This is a genomic window from Tistrella mobilis, assembly GCF_041468085.1.
GTDB lineage: Bacteria > Pseudomonadota > Alphaproteobacteria > Tistrellales > Tistrellaceae > Tistrella > Tistrella mobilis_A.
On the sequence record NZ_CP121014.1, the window covers coordinates 455,941 to 477,397 of the forward strand.

Sequence of the window (21,457 nt, forward strand, 5' to 3'; positions counted from 1 at the left end):
CCAATGATTCCGGCCCTTCTCCCGCTCGACCCGTTCCTCACCGGCGATTACGCCGGCCATCGCGACAGTTTCGCCCTGGCGGCCGAGGATGGGGAGGCGGGGGTTCCGCTCGCCGATGCCGCGGCGGTGGGCGCGGCGCTCACCGCCTTCACCGCCCCGCTCGGGCCCGCCCGGCGGGTGGCGGCGGTGTCGCAATGGACAAAGTCGTATTTTGCGGCACTGACTCTTCCTTCGGTTGCAGCGACGCTCCTGCTCGATTGCGATCTGCCGCTGGCGCCGGCCGGCGGCATCACCATGGTGCTGGCCGAAACCGGCCGTCCCTCCCGCTTCCGCCTGCCCGGCGACGCCCTGCCGCTCGGCCCCGACCGGCGGGAGACGGGGTGCGGCTTCACCCGGTTTTCCGGGCTGATCGACGACCATCTGGCGGTGATCATTCCGGTTTTCGCCGCGGCGGGCGGGGTGCCCCAGCGGATGATCTGGTCCAACGCCGCCGATTATCTGGACCGCGCCGCCCGTATGCTCGTGCCCCTGGCGGCCGCCTGGCCGGGGCGCGAGGCCGCGGCCGCGGGGCTTCAGGCCCTGCTTGCCGCACCCCATCGCCCCGACGGCAGCCCCAACCTGCTGCATGAACCTGTCCGCCTGATGAACGGCCTGCGCACCCGCAAGGTCTGCTGCCTGCGCTATGCCATGCCCGGCGAAGACTTCTGCGGCAGCTGCCCCAAACGCCGCCGCGCCGAAGCCGCCCGCACCGCGCGGGGGTAGGGCGGGCCCCCCTCCGATTTCCGGACCTCCCCCCTGAATGCTCCTCTCCCCCCTCCGTCCCCTCGCCGCCGCCCTCTGCCTCACCCTTCTGCCTGCAACCGTCCATGCCCGCGAGGTGGTCATCACCACCACCACCCATGGCATCCCCCATATCCTGGCCCCCGATCTGGAAGCGGCGGGCCATGGCGCCGGCTATGCCTATGCCGCGGCCGGCAATACCTGCCTGCTGGCCGATGCGCTGGTCACGGTGCGGGGGGAAAGATCGCGGGTTTTCGGCCCCGATGCCACCGTCGATCTGGTCGGCGGGCGGGTGTCGAACCTCGTCTCCGACACCTTCTTCCGGGCCTATCTCGACGATGCGCGCCTGACGATCGCCGATCCTGAGGCCGATGCGCTGATCCGCGGCTATGCCGCCGGCTATAACCGTTTTCTGGCCGGGACCGACCCGCAGAAGCTGCCGGAAGCCTGCCGCGGTGCGCCCTGGGTGGTGCCGGCTACCCAGGGGGCGCTCCGTCGCCTGCTCGCGGAACGGGCCATCCAGGCAAGCGGCGGCCGCTTCGCCGAAGCCATCGCCACCGCGGCGCCGCCGGGCACCGATCCCGCGCCGCAGGCCGCGACCGATCCGCTGACCCCGCCGCCGGCGCTCGCCAGCAACGGCTATGCGCTGGGCGGCGACCTCACCGCCGATGGCGGCGGGCTGCTGCTCGGCAACCCGCATTTCCCATGGGCCGGCAGCCTGCGGTTCTTCGCCCTGCATGTCACCGTCCCGGGGGTGATCGACGTGATGGGCGCGACGCTGGCGCCGCTGCCATTGCCCGCGATCGGCTTCAATGCCCGGCTCGCCTGGACCCATACCGTCTCGACCAGCCGGCGCTTCGTGCTGCATGAACTCCGCCTGGTGCCGGGGGATCCCACCGCCTATCTGGTCGACGGCGTGCCGGAACGGATGGTGGCACGAGACATCGCCATCCCTGCCCGTCTGGCTGACGGCCGCGAGACCATCATCACCCGCCGGGTGTGGGAGAGCCGGTTCGGCGCCGTGCTGGCCATGCCCGCGCGCGGCCTCGCCTGGACGGCCGACACCGCCTGGGCGATCGCCGATCCCGAACGCAGCGACACCCGCCTGGTGGCGCAATGGCTGCGCCTCGGCCAGGCGGGCAGCGTCGCCGAAGCCCAGGCGGCGCTGATCGCCACCCGCGGCACGCCCTGGACCAACACGCTGATGGCCGACCAGTCTGGTCGGGCAGGCTATGCCGATCTGACCGGCGTGCCGCCGGTGACCGATGCGCTTGCCCGCAGCTGTGCCCCCACCGCCGGGGCGGAGGCCATCGCCCGTGCCGGCCACATCACCATTCTGGCCGGCGACCGTGCCGCCTGCGCGGTGCCGGGGCTGATGCCGGCCGCGATGATGCCGGTCCGAAACAGCCGTAGGCTGTTCATGAATGCAAATGACTCCTATTGGTTGTCGGATCCCGAGGCGCCGCTCACCGGGCTGGCCTCGATCCTGGGGCCGACGGAGGTTCCCCAGCGCCTGCGCACCCGCATGAGCGCCCGCCAGCTGGGTGAGCTGACCGGCAGGCCCGGCCCGGCCGTCGCGCCCTCGGATCTTGAAGCCATGCTGTTCTCGGAACGCAACCTGGCCGCCGATCTGGCGCTGGATGCCGTGCTCACCAGCTGTGCGGGGCAGGCCGATCTGGCCGAAGCCTGCACCGTTCTCGCCCGCTGGGACCGGGTGAGCGCGCCGGCCGCGCGCGGGGCGGGCCTGTTCCGCCAGCTCTGGCGCCGTCTCGGGGCGGATCCGGGCCGGAGCGGCCGTTTCTGGTCGGTCCCCTTCGATCCCGCACGGCCCTTCGACACCCCGCGCGCGCCCGATGCCCATGATCCGGCGACGGCCGGGTTGTTGCGCGCCGCACTCCGCGGGGCCGTCGCCGATTTCCGCGCCGCCGGGCTTGCCCTGGATGCCCCGCTCGGTGCCCTTCAGCAGCGCGACGGCATTCCCCTGCGCGGCGGCGACGATGCCGAAGGCATGCTCGACAATCTGGGCCTCGGCGCCCTGGGCCCGGCAGGCGGCTTCGACACCGCCCGGGCCTATGGCACCAGCTGGGTGCAGCTGGTCCGCTGGCGCGCTCTGCCCGACGGCGGCACCGTGCCGGTCGCGCGCGGCCTGCTCACCTATGGCCAGTCGGCCGACCCGGCCTCGCCCTTCCACACCGACCAGACCCGGCTTTACGCCGCGGGCCGGCTGTACGATCTGCCCTTCACGGCAGAGGATATCGCCGCCGACCCCGCCCGCAGCGAAACCGTGCTCGACCTGCCCGACTGACGCCGCTCCGGAAAAAAATGTCGTCTGCCCTGAAAAAGTCACGCGGCCGGCCGTCCTATCCGGGAATGCGATTGCCAGGCAGTCGCAACGGGACACGGAAGATTGACGCAAAAAATGCAGAAGACGGGAGCCGGTTGGGCCATGACTGGTCGGAACAGGACAGAGGCACGCGCGCAGACGGCGCGCCGGCGGCGGGCCGAGATCGTGGCGGATGTGGCCCTTGCGGTCGGCATGGCCGGCATGGTGCTGGCCCAGGCCCCGGCGGCGCGCGCGGCCGGGGCCGATGGTGTGCAGCTGGCGCAGGCCGGGCAGGGCTACGACATCCCCGCCCAGTCGCTGACCGGCGCCATCACCAGCTTCGGCCGGCAGTCGGGCCTTCAGGTCACGCTGGATGCCGCCGTCGCGGGCGATCTGCGCTCACCCGGCGTGCGCGGCAGCTACACGCCGGAAGAGGCGCTGCGCCGCCTGCTTCAGGGCACGGGCGTCACCTACCGCTTCGTCGACGCCCGCACCGTCACCCTGACGCCGGTGGACGGCCAGGGCGCCCAGGTGCTGGACCCGCTGGAGGTGGATGCCGATCGGCGGGTGGAAAGCCCCTGGGGGCCCGTCGCCGGCTTCGTGGCAACCCGCGGCGCCACGGCGACCAAGACCGACACGCCGCTGATCGAAACCCCGCAGACCATCTCGGTCGTGACCCGGGACCAGATGGACGCCCAGGCCGCACAGACCATGCCACAGGCGCTGCGCTATACCGCCGGCATGCAGACCGATCGCAACGGCGCGGACGAGCGCACCGACTTCCTGTATTCGCGCGGCTTTCAGGTCAGCCAGTATCTGGATGGTCTGCGTTTGATCAACGGCACCTGGGCGGTGCCGCAGATCGACAGCTATGGGCTGGAGCGGATCGAGGTGGTGAAGGGGCCGGCCTCGGTTCTCTACGGTCAGGTCTCGCCCGGCGGTCTCGCCAATCTGGTGAGCAAGCGCCCGCAGGCCGAGGCTCTCAACGAGGTCCAGCTCCAGTATGGTGAGTACAACCGCCTTCAGGCGGCCTTCGACAGCACCGGCGAACTGACCCCGCGCGGCAATGTCCTCTACCGGATCACCGGCCTCGCCCGCGGTGCCGATACCCAGATGGATCAGGTGAAGGAGGAACGCTATGCGATCAACCCTTCGCTCACCTGGCTGATGGATGACGACACCACTCTGACCATCCTTGGCAAGTATCAGAACGATCCGGCTTTGGGCGGTTATCAGCGGTTGCCGGCGATTGGCACCGCGCTCTCCAGCGCCTTCGGCGACATTCCGACCGATCTTTATGTCGGTGACCCGACCTTCGACAAGGAGGAGCGGAAGGAATATTCGCTGGGATATGAGTTTGAACATCGTTTCGACGATGTTTTCACCTTTCGGCAGAATGCCCGCTTTCTGCGGACGGATGGCGATTTCGGATATCTTTTCACCGGCCCGCTTGTGGCGGGCACGAGTAACATCCGTCGCAACGCGGTTATTGCCGACGAGGTCAACGACGCCATCACCGTCGACAATCAGGTGCAGGCGAAGTTCAGCACGGGTGACGTGAAGCACGTCGCCATCCTCGGCCTGGATTACCAGAACAATAAGAATGAGAGTGACGTCGCCTATTATGCGGCCAATCCGATTGACTACACCAATCCGCAATATGGCAGCCCGGGCATCGACTTCTCGGCACCTTGGGATTGGCTGAAGTCGAGCCAGCGGCTGGAGCAGACCGGCGTTTATGTCCAGGATCAGATAGCTTACGACCGGTGGCGCCTGACCCTGGGCGCTCGCCAGGACTGGCTTGAAACCAGGACTTTCGCACGCCGGCCCAGCGATCCAGATGGCGGAAATACCAACATTGACGACTCAGAGTTGACCGTCCGCTCCGGCCTGCTCTATCTCTTCGACAACGGCATCGCACCCTATGTGAGCTATTCGGAATCCTTCGAACCGCTGGCAGGGACCGATCGCGACGGCACGCCGTTCAAGCCGACGACCGGTCAGCAGTATGAAGTGGGTGTAAAGTACCAGCCGAAGGGCTGGAACAGCTTCTTCGCGGTGTCGCTCTATCATCTCACGCAGCAGAACGTCGCAGCTTCCTATGTCGGTGAGGAAAATGGCGAGTTCTTTCTCTATTCGATGCAGACAGGCGAAGTCCGGTCCCGCGGTCTCGACGCCGAGGCCAAGATCGCGATCGATGAGAACTTCAGCCTGACGGCAGCCTACAGCTACCTGGATGCCGAGGTGACCGATGCCGGCCCTGCGGACGTGACCGAGGGCAAGACCCCCGTCTACATGCCGGAACATTCGGGTTCTCTCTGGGCCGACTATCGTTTCCTCGACGGCTACGCCGCGGGTCTGGGCCTCGGTGCCGGCATCCGCGTGTCTGGCAAGACCTGGGGCGATGCCGCCAACACCTTCGAGGTGCCGGGCTATGCGGTCTATGACGCGGCCGTTCGCTACGACCTCAGCTATCTGAGCCCCGATCTTCAGGGCGCGAAGTTCAGCATCAACGCCACCAACCTCACCGACAAGATCTACGTCGCCGACTGCCAGAACCTCACCAACTGCTATTACGGATCGCGCCGGAAGGTCTATGCCACGCTCAGCTACCAGTGGTAATCAGCATCCGCATCACTCTGCAACCGGCGGCGGTGGGTCTGACCTGCCGCCGCCGGCGGCCGTGCCGGTGAGGGCGGTGATGGAGGGGGCCTTTCAGGCTCGCGGGCTCGGCTTCGCGGTGGGCGGGCGGCAGCTGCTGGCCGATGTCGATCTGGGCGTCGCCAAGGGGCGGGTGCTGGGGCTGATCGGCCATAACGGGTCGGGCAAGAGCACGCTCATGAAGCTGCTTGCCCGCCAGATCGTGCCGACGGCGGGGCAGGTCACGCTGGATGGCCGGCCGCTCTCCGCCTGGGGTGATCGCGCCTTCGGCCGCAAGGTCGCCTATCTGCCGCAGACCCCGCCGGCCGCCGCCGGCATGACGGTGCGCGAACTGGTCCGGCTCGGCCGCTATCCCTGGCATGGAGCGCTCGGCCGCTTCGGTCGCCGCGATGCCGACCGGGTCGATGCGGCACTCGCCGCCACCGACACCACCCGCTATGCCGACCGCATGGTCGACAGCCTGTCGGGCGGTGAGCGTCAGCGGGTCTGGATCGCCATGCTGGTGGCCCAGGACGCCGATTTCATGCTCCTCGACGAGCCGATCTCCGCCCTCGACGTCGCCCATCAGATCGAGGTGCTCGACCTCGTCCACCGCCTCGCCCGCGGTGGCGGCGCAGACGGGGCGGGGGAGGGGCCGGGCGTCGTCGTCATCCTTCACGACGTCAACATGGCCGCGCGCTTCTGCGACGACATCCTGGCGCTCAAATCCGGCCACGTCCTGCTCCGCGGCGGCCCCGCCGACCTGATGACCGAAGACGCGCTCGCCCGCATCTACGGCGTCCGCATGGGCATCCTGCCCCATCCCACCGGCGGCTGGCCGGTGGGCTTCGTGTATTGACGGGGATGAAAACGATGCACCGCACACCCCACACGACCCACCCCCGCACCGCCCGACCACCATCGCCCCTGTCCGACACCACCGTCGACCCTGTCCGCACAAAAGAAACACCGTCATCCCCGCGAAGGCGGGGATCCAGGTAGGCCTCCACAGGAATGATCGATGACCGCTCGCGACCACGCCCCTGTCAGCCCGCTGCCGCCCCCGTCATCCCGGCCGGCGCCCACCGTGTCGCCGTTCTTCACGCGGCGGCAAACCTGGATCCCCGCCTACGCGGGGATGACGGTGGAGGGGGTGTGCGCAGGCGGGTGGGGGTGGTGTCGGACATGACCGCCGGAATGATCGATGACCGCTCGCGACCACGCCCCTGTCAGCCCTCCGACACCCCCGTCATCCCGGCCGGTGCCCGCCATGTCGCCGTCCTCCACAGGGCAGCAAACCTGGATCCCCGCCTTCGCGGGGATGACGGTGGAGGGGGTGTGCGCAGGCGGGTGGGGGGGTGTCGGACATGACCGCCGGGTTCTGCGGAAACGTCGACCCTGCCCACCGCCCCGCCACCGCCGTCGATCACCCCCGCACCGCCCGACCACCATCGCCCCTGTCCGACACCGCCGTCGACCCTGTCCGCACAAAAGAAACACCGTCATCCCCGCGAAGGCGGGGATCCAGGTAGGCCTCCACAGGAATGATCGATGACCGCTCGCGACCACGCCCCTGTCAGCCCTCCGACACCCCCGTCATCCCGGCCGGCGCCCGCCATGTCGCCGTTCTTCACACGGCGGCAAACCTGGATCCCCGCCTACGCGGGGATGACGGTGGAGGGGGTGTGCGCAGGCGGGTGGGGGTGGTGTCGGACATGACCGCCGGAATGATCGATGACCGCTCGCGACCACGCCCCTGTCAGCCGCCCGACGCCCCCGTCATCCCGGCCGGTGCCCGCCATGTCGCCGTCCTCCACAGGGCAGCAAACCTGGATCCCCGCCTTCGCGGGGATGACGGTGGAGGGGGTGTGCGCAGGCGGGCAGGGGCGCCGCCGGACATGACCGCCGGGTTCTGCGGAAACGTCGACCCTGCCCACCGCCCCGCCACCGCCGTCGACCGCCCCCGCACCGCCCGACCACCACTGCCCCTGTCCGACACCGCCGTCGACCCTGTCCGCACAAAAGAAACACCGTCATCCCCGCGAAGGCGGGGATCCAGGTAGGCCTCCACAGGAATGATCGATGACCGCTCGCGACCACGCCCCTGTCAGCCGCCCGACGCCCCCGTCCTCCCGGCCGGCGCCCGCCATGTCGCCGTCCTCCACAGGGCAGCAAACCTGGATCCCCGCCTTCGCGGGGATGACGGTGGAGGGGGTGTGCGCAGGCGGGTGGGGGGGTGTCGGACATGACCGCCGGGTTCTGCGGAAACGTCGACCCTGCCCACCGCCCCGCCACCGCCGTCGATCACCCCCGCACCGCCCGACCACCATCGCCCCTGTCCGACACCGCCGTCGACCCTGTCCGCACAAAAGAAACACCGTCATCCCCGCGAAGGCGGGGATCCAGGTAGGCCTCCACAGGAATGATCGATGACCGCTCGCGACCACGCCCCTGTCAGCCCGCTGCCGCCCCCGTCATCCCGGCCGGCGCCCGCCATGTCGCCGTTCTTCACGCGGCGGCAAACCTGGATCCCCGCCTTCGCGGGGATGACGGTGGAGGGGGTGTGCGCAGGCGGGTGGGGGTGGTGTCGGACATGACCGCCGGAATGATCGATGACCGCTCGCGACCACGCCCCTGTCAGCCCTCCGACACCCCCGTCCTCCCGGCCGGTGCCCGCCATGTCGCCGTCCTCCACAGGGCAGCAAACCTGGATCCCCGCCTTCGCGGGGATGGCGGGAGAGGGGGCGGAAGGCGGGGCGGGACCGTGGTGCCGGCCATGATCGCCGCGACCAGCCTGCCGCCGGCCGCCGGCTTCCCCGAAAAGATGTGCGGCCGACCATGACCATCACCCGCCGTCACCTCATTGCCGGGCTGGTTTCGGTGCCGTTTCTACCGGCGGTAGCCCGGGCGGCTGCCCGTCCCGTCGATCTGCCGCGCCGCATCGTGGCGCTGGACTGGTCATCGGCCGAAACCCTGATCATGCTCGGCCGGCCGCCGGTGGGGATCGTGCGCATTCCCGATTATCGGGCCTGGGTGGTGGAGCCGCCTCTGCCCGAGGGTATCGCCGATGTCGGCATGCGGCTGGAGCCCAATCTGGAGGTCGTCCAGGCGCTCGCCCCCGATCTGATCCTGATCGCGCCCGGCCTTGAAGCCGTGCGCGCGCGGCTGGAGAGCATCGCCCCCACGCTGCGCCTGCAGGTCTTCACCCCCGGCCGCCCGGCCTTTCCGGCCGCCATCGCCGAAACCCGCCGTCTGGGGCAGCTGCTGGGGCTGGAAGATGCCACCGAAACCGCCCTGGTCGAGGCAGAGGCGCGCCTGGACCGGGCCCGCGCGCGGCTCCATCACTATGACGGCCGCCCGCTCTATGTCGTCAACGTGCTCGACGACCGTCATGTCCGGGTGCTGGGGCAGACGGGTCTCTGGCAGGAGGCGCTGGACCGGCTGGGCCTTGTCAATGCCTGGACCGGCGACAGCGGCCCCTGGGGCATGGCCACCGTCGGGCTGGAACGTCTGACCGCCGACCCGAACGCCCGGCTGGTCCATGTCGCCCCCGGCCCCGCGGGCTTCGACGCCCGCCTCAGGACCAGCCCGCTCTGGCGCCATCTGGACATGATCCGGGCGGGCAGGGTGGTGGGGTTGCCGGCGGTTTTTCCTTTCGGCGCCGTGCCTTGTACCCTGCGCTTCGCCGATTGTCTCAGCCAGGCGCTGGCTGCGGAGGCCGTGTCATGAGCCTTGCCCTCGATCTGCCCCGCCGGCGTTTCCATCCGGGCCTTCTGGTCCTGCTGCTGGCCCTGCCGGCGCTGGCGCTGGCGCTGCTGCGGCTGGATCTCACCCTGCCGCGCGGGGGCTGGTGGCCGGCGATCCTGGGTCCCGGCGCCGGTACGGATATCGGCGCTGCCGTCGATATGGCACAACTTCTGGTCCATTATTCGATGCTTCCGCGTGTGGCGGTGTCGCTGCTCGCGGGGGCGGCGCTTGGCCTGGCCGGGGCGGTTTTCCAGCAGGTCTTGCGCAACCCCATCGCCTCGCCGATGACCTTGGGCGTGGCCGCCGGTGCGCGGCTGGCGCTCACCCTCGCCACGCTCTGGGCGCCGGCGCTGGTCGCGGTCGATGCCGCCGGCCAGTCGGGGTGGGGTGGGTCCGGCCGCGAGCTGGTCGCGGTGGCGGGCGGCGGCCTTGCCACGCTGGCGGTGTTCGGCCTTGCCGCCCGCCGGGGGCTGTCGCCGGTGTCGCTGATCCTGGCCGGCATGATCGTCAGCCTGTATTGCGGCGCGCTGGGGGCGGCGCTCACCCTGCTGTACGAACCCTATCTCACGGCGCTGTTCATCTGGGGCGGCGGTTCGCTGGTCCAGCAGGACTGGCAGACGACCCTCTGGCTGCTGCCGCGTCTGGCCGTCTGTGCGGTGCTCATCGCCGCCATGGTCCGCCCGCTCACCCTGTTCGAACTGGATGACGAGGGGGCCGCCGCCCTTGGCCTGTCGCTCGGCCGGGTGCGCTTCCTGGCCCTGCTGCTGGCGGTGGCGCTCGCCGGTTTCGTGGTCGCGGCCGTCGGCGTCATCGGCTTCGTCGGCCTGGCCTCGCCGGCGCTCGCCCGGCTTGCCGGCGCCCGCCGCGTGCGTGACCGGCTGCTCTGGGCGCCGCTGATCGGCGCGGCCCTGCTCTGCCTCACCGATCAGCTGGTCTGGTTCCTGGGCGAACAGCTGCCGACGGGGGCGGTCACGGCCCTGCTCGGCGCGCCGCTGCTGCTCTGGATGCTGCCGCGGCTGGCGCTGGGCGGTCGCCCCGAAACCCCGCCGATGGCCGCCGAACCCGGCCGCGCCCCGGGTTTTCTGCCGGCGGCGATCATCGGCCTCGCCATTCTGGCCCTGCTGGTGGTCATCGCCCTGGCTCTCGGCCGCGCGCCCTCGGGCGCGGTCACGGGGCAGTCCGTCTGGCTCTGGAGCGATCCGCTGACCTCCGACATGCTGCGCTGGCGCTGGCCGCGGGTGCTGGCCGCCGTCACCGCCGGGGCGGCCATGGCCGCGGCCGGCTGCCTGATGCAGCGCTTCACCGGCAATGCCATGGCCAGTCCCGAAGTGCTCGGCATTTCGGGCGGGGCCGCCATCGCCACCGTGCTCGCCGGCTTCCTGCTGCCGGTGGTCGACCGGCCGGCGCAGATCCTGGCCAGTGCTGCCGGCGCCGTGCTCACCCTGCTGTTCATCATCCGCCTGGCCCGGCGCTCGGGCTTCGGGCCTGAACGCGTGCTGCTGGCCGGCGTCGCCATGGGGGCGCTGTTCGATGCGGTGGTGGTCGCCATGCTTGCCACCGGCGATCCGCGCGCCACCCAGCTGCTCGCCTGGATGGTGGGCTCCACCTATGTCGTCGGCCCGGCCGATGCCGTCGCAACCGGCCTGGTCGTCGCCGCACTCCTCCTCCTCGCGCCGCTTGCCGCGCGCTGGCTCGACATCCTGCCACTTGGCACCGCCACCGCGCGGGCGCTGGGTGTCCCGCTCAAGGTCGCGCGGCTGGTGGTGCTGCTGATTGCAGCCGCACTCTCGGCCGCGGCCACGCTGGTGATCGGCCCGTTGAGTTTCGTGGGGCTGATCGCCCCGCATATCGCCCGTCTCGCCGGTTTCCGCCGGGTTCTGCCCCAGCTTGCCGCCGCCGTGATCATCGGCGCGGCGATCCTGGTCGGGGCCGACTGGCTGGGCCGCACCCTGCTGTTCCCGCGTCAGATGCCGGCCGGCCTGCTCGCCGCCCTGGTCGGCGGTCCGTATTTCATGTGGCTGCTGTGGCGCCGCGCCTGAGCGCCGCACCCGGCACCGCGCAAGTGGCTGCGGGCCCAAACCCCGAAAGGACCTGTCCCGGATGTTTGCCGAACTGCTGCGGATCCTGAAGCCGTTCTGGCCGCTCGCCCTGGTCTCCACCCTAATGGGCACGGCCAGCGGCTTCGCCACCACCGCGCTGCTCGCCACCATCAATGATGCGCTCCACACCCAGGGCGGCGCCACCACCGCGCTGCTGCTGCTCTTCGCCGGCCTCGCCGTGCTGACCCTGGTGGGCGAGACGGTGTCCGATATCGGCAACAGCCTGGTCGGTCAGCGTGTGGTCGCCCGGCTGCGCCATGATCTCTGTGCGCGCATCCTGACGGCGCCGGTGGCGGAGCTTGAACGCTATCGCCTGCATCGCCTGACCGCCGTCCTCAACCAGGATGTCGACACCATCACCCAGTTCACCTTCAATTTCTCGGGCTTCGCGATCTCGATCGCCATCGCGCTCGGCTGTTTCGCCTATCTGGCCGTGCTCTCGCCCATGATGTTCCTGATCGCGCTGGTGGCGATCATTCTGGGCACCGCCGGCCACACCTATGCCCGCCGCAACGGTTTTCTGGGCTTTGCCGCGGCGCGCGAGGCCGAAGACGAGCTGCAGAAGCAGTATCGCGCCATCACCGAGGGGGCGAAGGAGCTGCGCATCAACCGCCGCCGCCGGGCGGAGATGTACAATGTTCAGCTCGACCGCACGATTTCCCTGATCCGCGACCTGCGCATGCGGGCGGTCAGGATCTTCTGCACCGCCAATGCCTTCGGCTCGGCGCTGTTCTTCGTGGTCATCGGGCTGATGCTCGCCATTCAGTCGATGTCGCCCTCGGCCGATCAGAAGGTGATCAGCGGTTTCGTCCTGGTCCTGCTCTACGTCAAGGGGCCGATCGAGGGCATCGTCGCCATGCTGCCGCTGCTGGGCCGCGCCCAGGTCTCGCTGCGCCGCATCGCCGATCTGCGCGCCCGCTTCTCGGAAGCGGAGCCGCATCTGCCGCTCACCGACCGTGCCACCGCTCTGGAACCGCTGGAGCGGCTGGACCTGTCCGGCGCCCGTTTCGCCTTCCCGGCGCCCGAGGGCGGCACCGCCTTTGAACTCGGCCCCATCGATCTCACCATCCGCCGCGGCGAGATCGTGTTCATCACCGGCGAAAATGGCGGCGGCAAGACCACGCTGATCAAGCTGCTGCTCGGCCTTTACGAACCGGTGGCGGGGGAGGTGCGCTATAACGGCCGGCCGCTGACGCCCGAGCTGCGCGACGATTACCGCCAGATGTTTTCGACCATCTTCACCGACTACTATCTCTTCGACGATCTGAACCTGCCCGACGGCGTGCTGCCGGATGAGGCGCGGCGCTATCTCGAAGACCTGGAGATTGCCCACAAGGTCTCGGTGAAGGACGGCCGTTTCACCACCACCGATCTGTCCACCGGCCAGCGCAAGCGCCTGGCCCTGGTTCATGCCTGGCTGGAGGGCCGGCCGGTGCTGGTCTTCGACGAATGGGCGGCCGATCAGGATCCGGAATTCCGCCGGATCTTCTATACCGAACTGCTGCCGGCGCTGAAGGCCCAGGGGCGCACCATCATCGCCATCTCTCATGACGACCGGTATTTCCACATCGCCGACCGCCATATCCGGATGCAGGCCGGCCGGGTGATTGCCGCCGACGGGCCGGACCAGGATGCGCCAGCGCAGGCAGAGCCGCGCCCGGCCCGCGCCGGCTGATATCCCGTCTCAAAAAAGACAAAAAGGGCAGGGGGTTCCATGAACACCCTGCCCTGATATCTGAAGGTCGGAAACCGGCCCTGCGTCACTGCCCCGGCAGGATGATCGGCTGATGCATGCCCGGCGGCTGGGCGTCCTGAATGCCGTTATCGGTATTCCAGGCCCGCCCGGCGCCGGTCACCTGCTCCAGCGCCTCGTCGCTCAACTCGCCCTGAACCGGAAGCACGATGTGGATATGGCCGGGCGTGTCTTCCAGCACCGAAATCGTCAGCCGGGCCGGGATCTCCATGCCGAACAGCGCCGTCAGCGCGGCATGGGGGTCCGCCTTCAGCCGGGCGCGGAAGCCGGCATCTTCGCCCGCCCGGGCGATGATCTGCCGCAGGGCGTCGTTATGGTCGATCATCGGGAACCTCGTTTTGAGTCAGGCATCGTTCCAGTCGGCCAACAGACTGCCGCCCGAAGCGGTGCTTGGCCCCGTCGGGGACCAGCTCACCCCGGCGCCGCCGGCGACCGCCTCCAGATCTGCATCTGAAAGTTGATCATTTTCCGCCGGCAACACGATGTGCAAATGTGTCGGGCTGTCCTCGACCACGGTCACCGACACAGCTGAAGGTATCTCGATACCCAGAAGTGACGCAACCGCTGCGCGTGGGTCGGCCTTCAATTGATCCCGGAAGCCGGCATCTTCCCGCGCCCGGGTAATGATCCGCCGCAGGGCCTCGTCGTGATCGATCATCGGGATGCCCTTTCGATCGGTGTTAAGGCCATGCCGGGCATGGCCGGCATGGAGGGGCGAAGGTGGATCCCCGCGAAAGCGGGGATCCACCTTGCGTCAACTGCCGCCCCCGAAGGTGCTCCAGCGGGGATCCCCGGCGTCCGGGGGCGGCAGAGGGGAATCCATCGTTCGTTCTTCGAAGGGGTTCCAGGCGCCGCCGGCCACCATCTCCAATGCCTCGTCCTCCAACGCCCCGTCGTTCAGCCTGTCGTCGGCGGGCAGCACGATATGCAGATGGGTCGGCGTGTCCTCCAGCACCGACACGGTCATGACCGACGGGATCTCGATCCCCAGCAGCGCGTTCAGGGCCGCGCGCGGCTCGGCCTTCAACTGATCCCGGAAACCGGTATCCTCCTGCGCCCGGGCGATGATCCGCCGCAGGGCCTCGTCATGAGCGATCATGGCGAACCTCTTTCGATCGGTGTTGAATGCGGCCGGCTCAGGCCTCGTCCCAGCCCATCGGCCGCCCGCCTGATGCGGCGGTCGGCCCGGTGTTGAAGAAGTCCCGGGCGATGCCCCAGTTCACCCCGGCGCCGCCGGCCACCGCCTCAAGATCTGCATCTGAAAGTTGATCGTTTTCCGCCGGCAACACGATGTGCAGATGTGTCGGGCTGTCCTCGACCACGGTCACCGACACAGCTGAAGGTATCTCGATACCCAGAAGCGACGCAACCGCCGCGCGTGGATCGGCAACCAGCGCCGCGCGGAACGCCGGGTCCTCCGCGGCCTTGGCGACGATTTTCCGGTGGGCCTCGTCATGGCTGATCATGTGTCACGCCTCGTCAGTTTCCCTTGTGTCCTGCAACACTCTGGCAAGGCGCAACGCGGCTGTCGAACATACGGCAGGGCGATTATCAACCGTGATTGATGCAACCCCCGACCGTCAGCCGGGCTGGTTCCAGCCGCTCATGCGGGCGGCCAGGGCTTTCAGCGCATCGTCGGTCAGGTCGTTTTCGGGCAGCACGATATGAACGCGTTGCGGATCATCCTGCAGGATTTCGATCTCCAGATCGGGGGGCAGGTCCACGCCGAACATGGCTTCCAGAGTGGCGTGTGGCGCAATTTTCAGGCTGTGGCGAAAAACGGGATCGCGGGCGGCGCGGTCGAAAATCCGGCGCTCCGCCTCCTGGCGGCTGATCATGCTGTGATGGTCCTGTCGATGTCGTCTCAAAAGATGGCCAACCGGCAATATCGGTCAGCCGCCGCAATCGTCCAGTCTCGAACGGCGATTGCGGTCGCGGATTGTTGCAATATGCGGCATCAGCGTCGATCTCGACATCCATATCAGATCAACCATCATTCATAAGACGGGATGTGCAAGGGCCGCTGGTTACCGGCCAGATTCATGGCCCGCGGGCGGATCCATATCCGACCCCCTCGCCTCTGGCGGCGTGATTAAAGTCGATAATAGATGATTATCGAACGTTGACGATAAATCATATGAACGGCTGGACCACGGGATATCAGCCGACCCGCCAGAGCCTCGCCATATCACCTTCCATACATGGCATCCTTGCCGACACGCGCCAGGCTTCCGGCCGCACGGGCACCATCCCACACAACAAATATGAGGGTTCGCCGCCGTGACCATCCGAACGGCCAATGCCTTTGTGGTCAGGTCAGATTGACCACCCAAGGTGAGCCGCTGCGCATCGGCATCTGCCATTGTACGAACTGTCGGAAGGAAAGCGGCGCCGCCTTCACATACGACGCCGTCTGGCCGTCAGATCGGGTGCGCCACACCGGCCGGACCACCGAACACGGCGGCCGGCATTTCTGTCCACATTGCGGCGCGCGGCTTTTCGGCCGGGATGGCGATGAAACCGAAATCAACGCGGGTATTCTCTCCAATGCCCCGACCTGACTGGTGCCCGGCTACGAACTCTGGGTCAAACGCCGCGAACCCTGGCTCCGCCCGATCCCCGGCGCCGACCAATTCCAGGAAAACCGCCCGCGCCGCAGCTGACGAGCCCGGAGCAGCCCGGCGGCTCCCGCGCAGCAGACCGTTCTTCAGCCGGAGAACGAGGCAAAGCTGCGCGCCAGGCACGGCCTGCGCCTGACAGAAACCGCCAGCCCGGCACCCGCAAAAGACATGATGTTCCGGCACTGGGGCGCTGCTTTCCAACATCGCACCCTGGCCAACATCGCACCCTGGCCGACACCGACCCGCCGGCATTCTGCACGACATTTACATCATCACCCCCGCAAACGGCGGAGATCCACCTTTGCAGGAATCGGGGCGCCCTCGCAGCACCCGGGTGGAGCAACCCGATCTTGATGGCCGAAAGGGACCAGGTTCAATCCGCACGCCCGCGAAGGGTGTGACCGGCCGCCCGCTCCCCCCCCATTTGGGTCCGGTGTTTCAATCCACACACCCGCGAAGGGTGTGACCCGTCGACACCAAGGTCAAGTCTGGTGTCCGCCTTGTTTCAATCCACACACCCGCGAAGGGTGTGACGGCGTGTCCCGCATCACGACGAGGGTGTAGGCGTGTTTCAATCCACACACCCGCGAAGGGTGTGACCCAGATCGTGGGCTTCCGGGCGGGGCGCATGGAAGTTTCAATCCACACACCCGCGAAGGGTGTGACCACGCACGGCCGCCCGATCGAGCACGGCTTGCCAGTTTCAATCCACACACCCGCGAAGGGTGTGACGATCTCGGTTCACAACTACAGCGGGGCATCCGTGGGTTTCAATCCACACACCCGCGAAGGGTGTGACGGCGCGCGTCATGATCATGGGGGATAGCCACACGGTTTCAATCCACACACCCGCGAAGGGTGTGACCGCGTCGCCGCTCTGGGTCGCAGTCGCGGCCCCCGTTTCAATCCACACACCCGCGAAGGGTGTGACGCGCGCGTGCCGCGGTGACCCCTGACCTCTTCATAGTTTCAATCCACACACCCGCGAAGGGTGTGACGACAGCATGGAGCAGATTCTTCGGATTGTCGAAGTTTCAATCCACACACCCGCGAAGGGTGTGACTTTCCGGGGAGTTCCGGGTAGGGACGCTCGGGGCGTTTCAATCCACACACCCGCGAAGGGTGTGACCCCCACGGGCCGCCCAGGAAATTCATCGCAGACGGTTTCAATCCACACACCCGCGAAGGGTGTGACCTACCCCCTTTAGTACCTTGGATTCCGGAGAAAAAAAAGCCGGTTTGCGCGAACCTCCCCCCAATGCCATGCCTTGGTATGTAGCATCACTCCTCGTAAAATCCAAGCGACTGAAATATCGAGGAAATCTGTTCCGCGAACCTCCCGGGAATTTCATGGGAGCTTGGGGTTCGCGCAGGGATGGTTCACGTCGGAGAGGCGAGCGGGTCCGGTGCGGCCATGCTCTGCGCCGGTGCGCGCCGGTCGGCTGGCGGAGCACGGCCGGATGTGTGCTGTCGGCCGGTCGTGATCCGGTCGCCACCTCCCCTCCCCGATGGCCAACGGGCCGGGCGCAGGAATGGGGATGGCTGGTTCTGCCTGTCGGGCTTTCATCTATTCCCCTTGATGTGGGATCCACGCATATCGCCCGAAATCGGCTGTGCAGGTTCGATAATCTTATCGCGCCTTCGCAGGCTTGCCCGCTATTGGCATAGCCATGGCCGCAGCCAGGTCGTGCGGCCGCGCAACGGCGCGGTTCTGGCGAACGCTTGCCCGTCGCGATCCCGCCACCTGGCAGTGGCTGCTCCCTCTGGTCTTTGCCATCTGCTGTGGCGTCTGGTTCGCATATCGCACAACGGGTCGCCGTTTTCCGTTCTGTCGGCTGGCATGGTCGCGGCACGATGTATTCAGGTTCTGGGCGACCGTGATCTCCGGTGATCGGACCTGTCGGAACCCATGCGAACAGCTTCCTGTCAAAGGCCGATAAAATGTGGCCGCAAAAAACAACGGCGCCGTCCTGCAGGACGGCGCCGTCTCAGGCCGGCGGCATGGCGGGTGCCGGTCGGCCTGATCGCGGTGGCCTGATTGCAACCGGCCGCTTCAGGCCGGGCGTTGCCGCACGGCCGGGTGGGTCGCCCAGCCTGCCGGCACCTCGATCTCCATATCCAGCAGCATCTGGCCGAAGCCCTTGCCCAGCGGGTCGTTGCGCATCGATGCCATGCCGCCACCGCCCAGCGCGCGGGTCAGCAGGAAGTTCATGGCATGCACCCCCGGCACGTCGAAACGGGTCACGCTGCCATCTGCGGCCATCAGATGCGCAAACCAGGCCTGGACTTTTTCGGCCGTCACCACCTGGCGCAGCCAGGGCAGAAAGCCGGGGTCGCGGGCAATGATGCCGATATTCGAGCTGTCGCCCTTGTCGCCCGATCGCGCCCAGGCGACCGAATACAAAGGCAACGTGATAGTCGTTTCGGCTATTTCTTCGCCATCAATAGCCGATTCGGCTATTTCCGCAAAACCGGGCGTCGACTGGCCGGTTTCCGTCGTCCCGGCGTTAGCCGTTTCGGCTATTTTAGCCCCGATTTTAATAGTCGGATCGGCTATTACCTCCGCCGTCACCTCCTGCATCGGCATGCCGTCATACGGTATCGGGATATTCATAACATCATCGCCCAGCGTGACGGTGACCGTCACATCGCGTTTCGGCATAAGAAACGAGAACAGCCGTACCACCGGCGAGGCCTTGGGCCGCCCCCCCGCCCCGGTGGTGCCGGGCGACCACGAGGTTCCCGCCGGCGCGATCTCGCGGGCGAAGATGCCAAGCGCCTTGCGGTCGTCGTGGCTTGCCGACAACCGCATGACGACCTCGCGCGTACCGCCTGCCCGGGCATGCGGACCATACATCGATTCGGCGCCCAGGATCTCGGTGCAGGTCGCCCGGTAATCGGCCAGATTGGCCTGGCGGAACATCGCCCGGGTCCGGTCCAGAATCGCATCGGCGGTGCGCTGTGCCTTGGCGGCGGCATCGATGCCGATGATGGTCAGCTGGGCCACCGCGCGCCAGCCATCCATATAGGTGGCCGAGGCCTTGTAGCTGTCGGTTGGCGCGCGACCGCGTGTTCCCTGCACACGCACGCGATCGGGGCCCACCGCGTCCATCGTCACCGCGGTGAAGTCGCAGATCACATCCGGCAGCATATAGGCCGCCGGGTCGCCCACCTCGTAGAGCATCTGTTCGGCCACCACCGCCGGCACCACCAGCCCGCCGGTGCCTTCGGGTTTGGTTACCACGAAGCTGCCATCCGCGGCGCATTCGGCGATGGGATAGCCGATTTCCGCCCAGTCGGGCACCAGATCCCAGTCGGTATGCAGGCCGCCGGTCGCCTGGCAGCCGCATTCCAGGATATGCCCGACCAGACTGCCGGCTGCCAGACGATCGTAGTCATCCGCCGCCCAGCCGAATTCATGCATCAGCGCGCCGAGCGCCAGGGCGCTGTCGGCCGAGCGGCCGGTGATCACCACATCGGCGCCGGCATCCAGCGCCGCTTTCACCGGCAGGGCGCCCAGATAGGCGTTGGCGCTCATCAGTTTTTCGGGCAGGGCGGCCCCGGTGAACATCTCGGTCACACCGGCCGACCGCAGATCGTCCAGCTTGCCCAGCAGGTCGTCGCCTTCGACGATCGCGATCTTCAGGCTGACGCCGGCCTCGTCGGCAAGCCTGGCCAGCGCCGCGGCGCAGGCCCGCGGATTGACGCCGCCGGCATTGCTCAACACCTTGATTCCCTTGGCCGCGACGTCCTTGATCACCGCGCGCATGACCACGTCGACGAAATCGGTGGCATAGCCCTGATCCGGCGCTTTCGCCCGCATCGAGGCCAGGATCGACATGGTCAGCTCGGCCAGATAGTCGAAGACCAGATAGTCGATATCGGCCCGGCGGACCAGCTGCGGCGCGCCCACGGCGCTGTCGCCCCAGAAGCCCGAGGCTCCGCCGATCCGCACGATCCTGTCGCTCATGGCCACTCTTCTCCAATGTCGGGGGGAGGGTTTATTGTCGCGGCCGGGCCGCATTTTCTATATACCTATCATTAGGTATTGATACCTGCAAGCCGCACGATCACCCTGCGGCCCCAGATCTGCCCCGATAAGAAGGCCAGCCCATGCAGCTTTCCCCCTCCCCCCGCGCCGCCGATCTCAAGGCCCGGCTTGAAGCCTTCATGGCCGAACACATCTACCCGGCCGAGGCCCGCTACTATCGCGAAAGTGAGGAATTGGGGCCGTGGAAGGTCCAACCGGTTGTGGAAGAGCTGAAGCCCCTGGCCCGCGCGGCCGGGCTCTGGAACCTGTTTCTGCCCGACAGCGAACATGGCGCCGGCCTGTCCAACCTCGATTACGCGCCGCTCTGCGAGGTGATGGGCCGCTCGCATCTGGCGCCGGAAGTCTTCAACTGTTCGGCCCCCGACACCGGCAACATGGAGGTGTTGGCACGCTATGGCACGCCGGAACAGCAGGCCCTCTGGCTGACCCCGCTGCTTGAAGGGCGCATCCGATCCGGCTTTGCGATGACCGAACCCGCCGTCGCCTCGTCGGATGCCACCAATATCGAAAGCCGCATCACCCGCGATGGCGACCATTACGTCGTCAACGGCCGCAAATGGTTCACCACCGGCGCCACGGATCCGCGCTGCAAGATCCTGATCTTTATGGGAAAAACCGACCCGGACAATGCCGACCGGCACCGTCAGCAGTCGATGATCCTGGTGCCGATGGATACGCCCGGCATCACCGTGCACCGGCCGCTGCCGGTCTTCGGTTTCTACGGCATGCCCGATCGTGCGTCGGAGGTGAGTTTTGAAGACGTGCGCGTGCCGGCCGGCAACATGCTGCTGGGTGAAGGCCGCGGCTTCGAAATCGCCCAGGGCCGGCTGGGGCCGGGCCGGATCCATCACTGCATGCGCCTGATCGGCCTGGCCGAACGGGTGCTGGAAAAGGTCTGCGCCCGCGCCGAGGAACGGGTCGCCTTCGGCCGGCCGGTGGCCGAGCAGACCGTGACGCTGGAGCGGATCGCCGAGGCGCGGATCGCCATCGAACAGTCCCGCCTGCTTACCCTGAAGGCGGCCTGGATGATGGACACGGTGGGCAACAAGCAGGCCAGGGCCGAGATCGCCATGATCAAGGTGGCGGTGCCGAACATGGCCTGCCGGGTGATCGACATGGCCATCCAGCTGTTCGGCGGGGCCGGCGTGACCAATGATTTCGCCCTGGGCGCCGCCTATGCCACCGCCCGTCTGCTGCGCATCGCCGATGGTCCCGACGAGGTCCACCGCAACCAGATCGGCCGGCTGGAACTGCGTCGCCAGCGCATGGCGCGCGGTTGAGATCAGATGTCACCGCGGGCCGGAAACCTTCGGGCAGGGTACGGACCCTGCCCTTTCCTGTTTCAAGTCCGGCAATTTCCCGTCATATTCGCCCGATATTGACGATGTCCGGCAAAGGAATGCGGCCGTATGGATCGACGACTGTTCGGGTGGCGGATCGCCT

14 protein-coding genes, 1 pseudogene and 1 CRISPR repeat array are annotated in these 21,457 nt (G+C 67.7%); of the genes and pseudogenes, 9 read left to right on the forward strand and 6 right to left on the reverse strand.

Going from position 1 to position 21,457, the window contains the following annotated elements:
* The first annotated feature begins 3 nt into the window (after positions 1–3).
* The 7 genes from fhuF to P7L68_RS01825 all read left to right on the forward strand — a co-directional run bounded on the left by fhuF (position 4) and on the right by P7L68_RS01825 (position 13,264).
* The gene (gene fhuF, locus P7L68_RS01795) at positions 4–762 is read left to right on the forward strand and encodes a siderophore-iron reductase FhuF (RefSeq protein ID WP_371998723.1); all 759 of its coding nucleotides are present in this window, start codon (positions 4–6) and stop codon (positions 760–762) included.
* 37 nt (positions 763–799) lie between these two features.
* The gene (locus tag P7L68_RS01800) at positions 800–3,085 is read left to right on the forward strand and encodes a penicillin acylase family protein (protein WP_371998724.1); all 2,286 of its coding nucleotides are present in this window, start codon (positions 800–802) and stop codon (positions 3,083–3,085) included.
* 141 nt (positions 3,086–3,226) lie between these two features.
* Positions 3,227–5,725 carry a TonB-dependent siderophore receptor gene (locus P7L68_RS01805; protein WP_371998725.1) on the forward strand — a complete coding sequence of 833 codons (2,499 nt, stop codon included), beginning with the start codon at positions 3,227–3,229 and terminating at the stop codon, positions 5,723–5,725.
* A 79-nt stretch (positions 5,726–5,804) separates the two neighbouring features.
* Positions 5,805–6,602 (forward strand): ATP-binding cassette domain-containing protein, encoded by a 798-nt coding sequence (locus tag P7L68_RS01810; RefSeq protein WP_371999238.1) that lies wholly within the window; start codon positions 5,805–5,807, stop codon positions 6,600–6,602.
* Positions 6,603–8,581: 1,979 nt separating this feature from the next.
* On the forward strand, positions 8,582–9,472 hold the full coding sequence (locus P7L68_RS01815) for an ABC transporter substrate-binding protein (RefSeq protein ID WP_371998726.1): 891 nt from the start codon (positions 8,582–8,584) through the stop codon (positions 9,470–9,472).
* Complete coding sequence (gene fhuB / locus P7L68_RS01820) at positions 9,469–11,529, forward strand: Fe(3+)-hydroxamate ABC transporter permease FhuB (protein ID WP_371998727.1); 2,061 nt, start codon at positions 9,469–9,471, stop codon at positions 11,527–11,529. The genes P7L68_RS01815 and fhuB overlap by 4 nt, the downstream gene beginning before the upstream one ends.
* A 61-nt stretch (positions 11,530–11,590) precedes the next feature.
* Positions 11,591–13,264, forward strand: coding sequence for a cyclic peptide export ABC transporter (locus tag P7L68_RS01825; protein WP_371998728.1), 1,674 nt, complete (start codon positions 11,591–11,593; stop codon positions 13,262–13,264).
* A gap of 85 nt (positions 13,265–13,349) precedes the next feature.
* Here P7L68_RS01825 and P7L68_RS01830 read toward each other — a convergent pair whose 3' ends face one another.
* From P7L68_RS01830 to P7L68_RS01850, 5 genes are all read right to left on the reverse strand, one after another.
* A complete protein-coding gene (locus P7L68_RS01830) occupies positions 13,350–13,667 on the reverse strand; it encodes an NHLP leader peptide family RiPP precursor (RefSeq protein ID WP_371998729.1) in 318 nt (105 codons plus the stop codon).
* 18 nt (positions 13,668–13,685) lie between these two features.
* A complete protein-coding gene (locus P7L68_RS01835; RefSeq protein ID WP_371998730.1) occupies positions 13,686–14,000 on the reverse strand; it encodes an NHLP leader peptide family RiPP precursor in 315 nt (104 codons plus the stop codon).
* A gap of 96 nt (positions 14,001–14,096) precedes the next feature.
* Positions 14,097–14,441: an NHLP leader peptide family RiPP precursor gene (locus P7L68_RS01840; protein ID WP_371998731.1), complete on the reverse strand. Its 345-nt coding sequence runs from the start codon at positions 14,439–14,441 to the stop codon at positions 14,097–14,099.
* 37 nt (positions 14,442–14,478) lie between these two features.
* Positions 14,479–14,808, reverse strand: a complete 330-nt coding sequence (locus P7L68_RS01845) for an NHLP leader peptide family RiPP precursor (RefSeq protein WP_371998732.1) — start codon at positions 14,806–14,808, stop codon at positions 14,479–14,481.
* A gap of 114 nt (positions 14,809–14,922) precedes the next feature.
* A complete protein-coding gene (locus tag P7L68_RS01850; protein ID WP_371998733.1) occupies positions 14,923–15,180 on the reverse strand; it encodes a hypothetical protein in 258 nt (85 codons plus the stop codon).
* A 426-nt stretch (positions 15,181–15,606) separates the two neighbouring features.
* Between P7L68_RS01850 and P7L68_RS01855 the strand changes: the two are divergent.
* A pseudogene (locus P7L68_RS01855) lies at positions 15,607–16,005 on the forward strand (GFA family protein).
* 328 nt (positions 16,006–16,333) lie between these two features.
* Positions 16,334–17,158: direct repeats of the CRISPR family, unit length 32 nt; unit sequence GTTTCAATCCACACACCCGCGAAGGGTGTGAC.
* 858 nt (positions 17,159–18,016) lie between these two features.
* Here P7L68_RS01855 and P7L68_RS01860 read toward each other — a convergent pair.
* On the reverse strand, positions 18,017–19,933 hold the full coding sequence (locus tag P7L68_RS01860; RefSeq protein WP_371998734.1) for an acyclic terpene utilization AtuA family protein: 1,917 nt from the start codon (positions 19,931–19,933) through the stop codon (positions 18,017–18,019).
* Positions 19,934–20,076: 143 nt separating this feature from the next.
* On the opposite strand from P7L68_RS01860, the gene P7L68_RS01865 reads away from it, so the two are divergent.
* Positions 20,077–21,294, forward strand: a complete 1,218-nt coding sequence (locus tag P7L68_RS01865) for an acyl-CoA dehydrogenase family protein (protein WP_371998735.1) — start codon at positions 20,077–20,079, stop codon at positions 21,292–21,294.
* Positions 21,295–21,457: the final 163 nt, after the last annotated feature.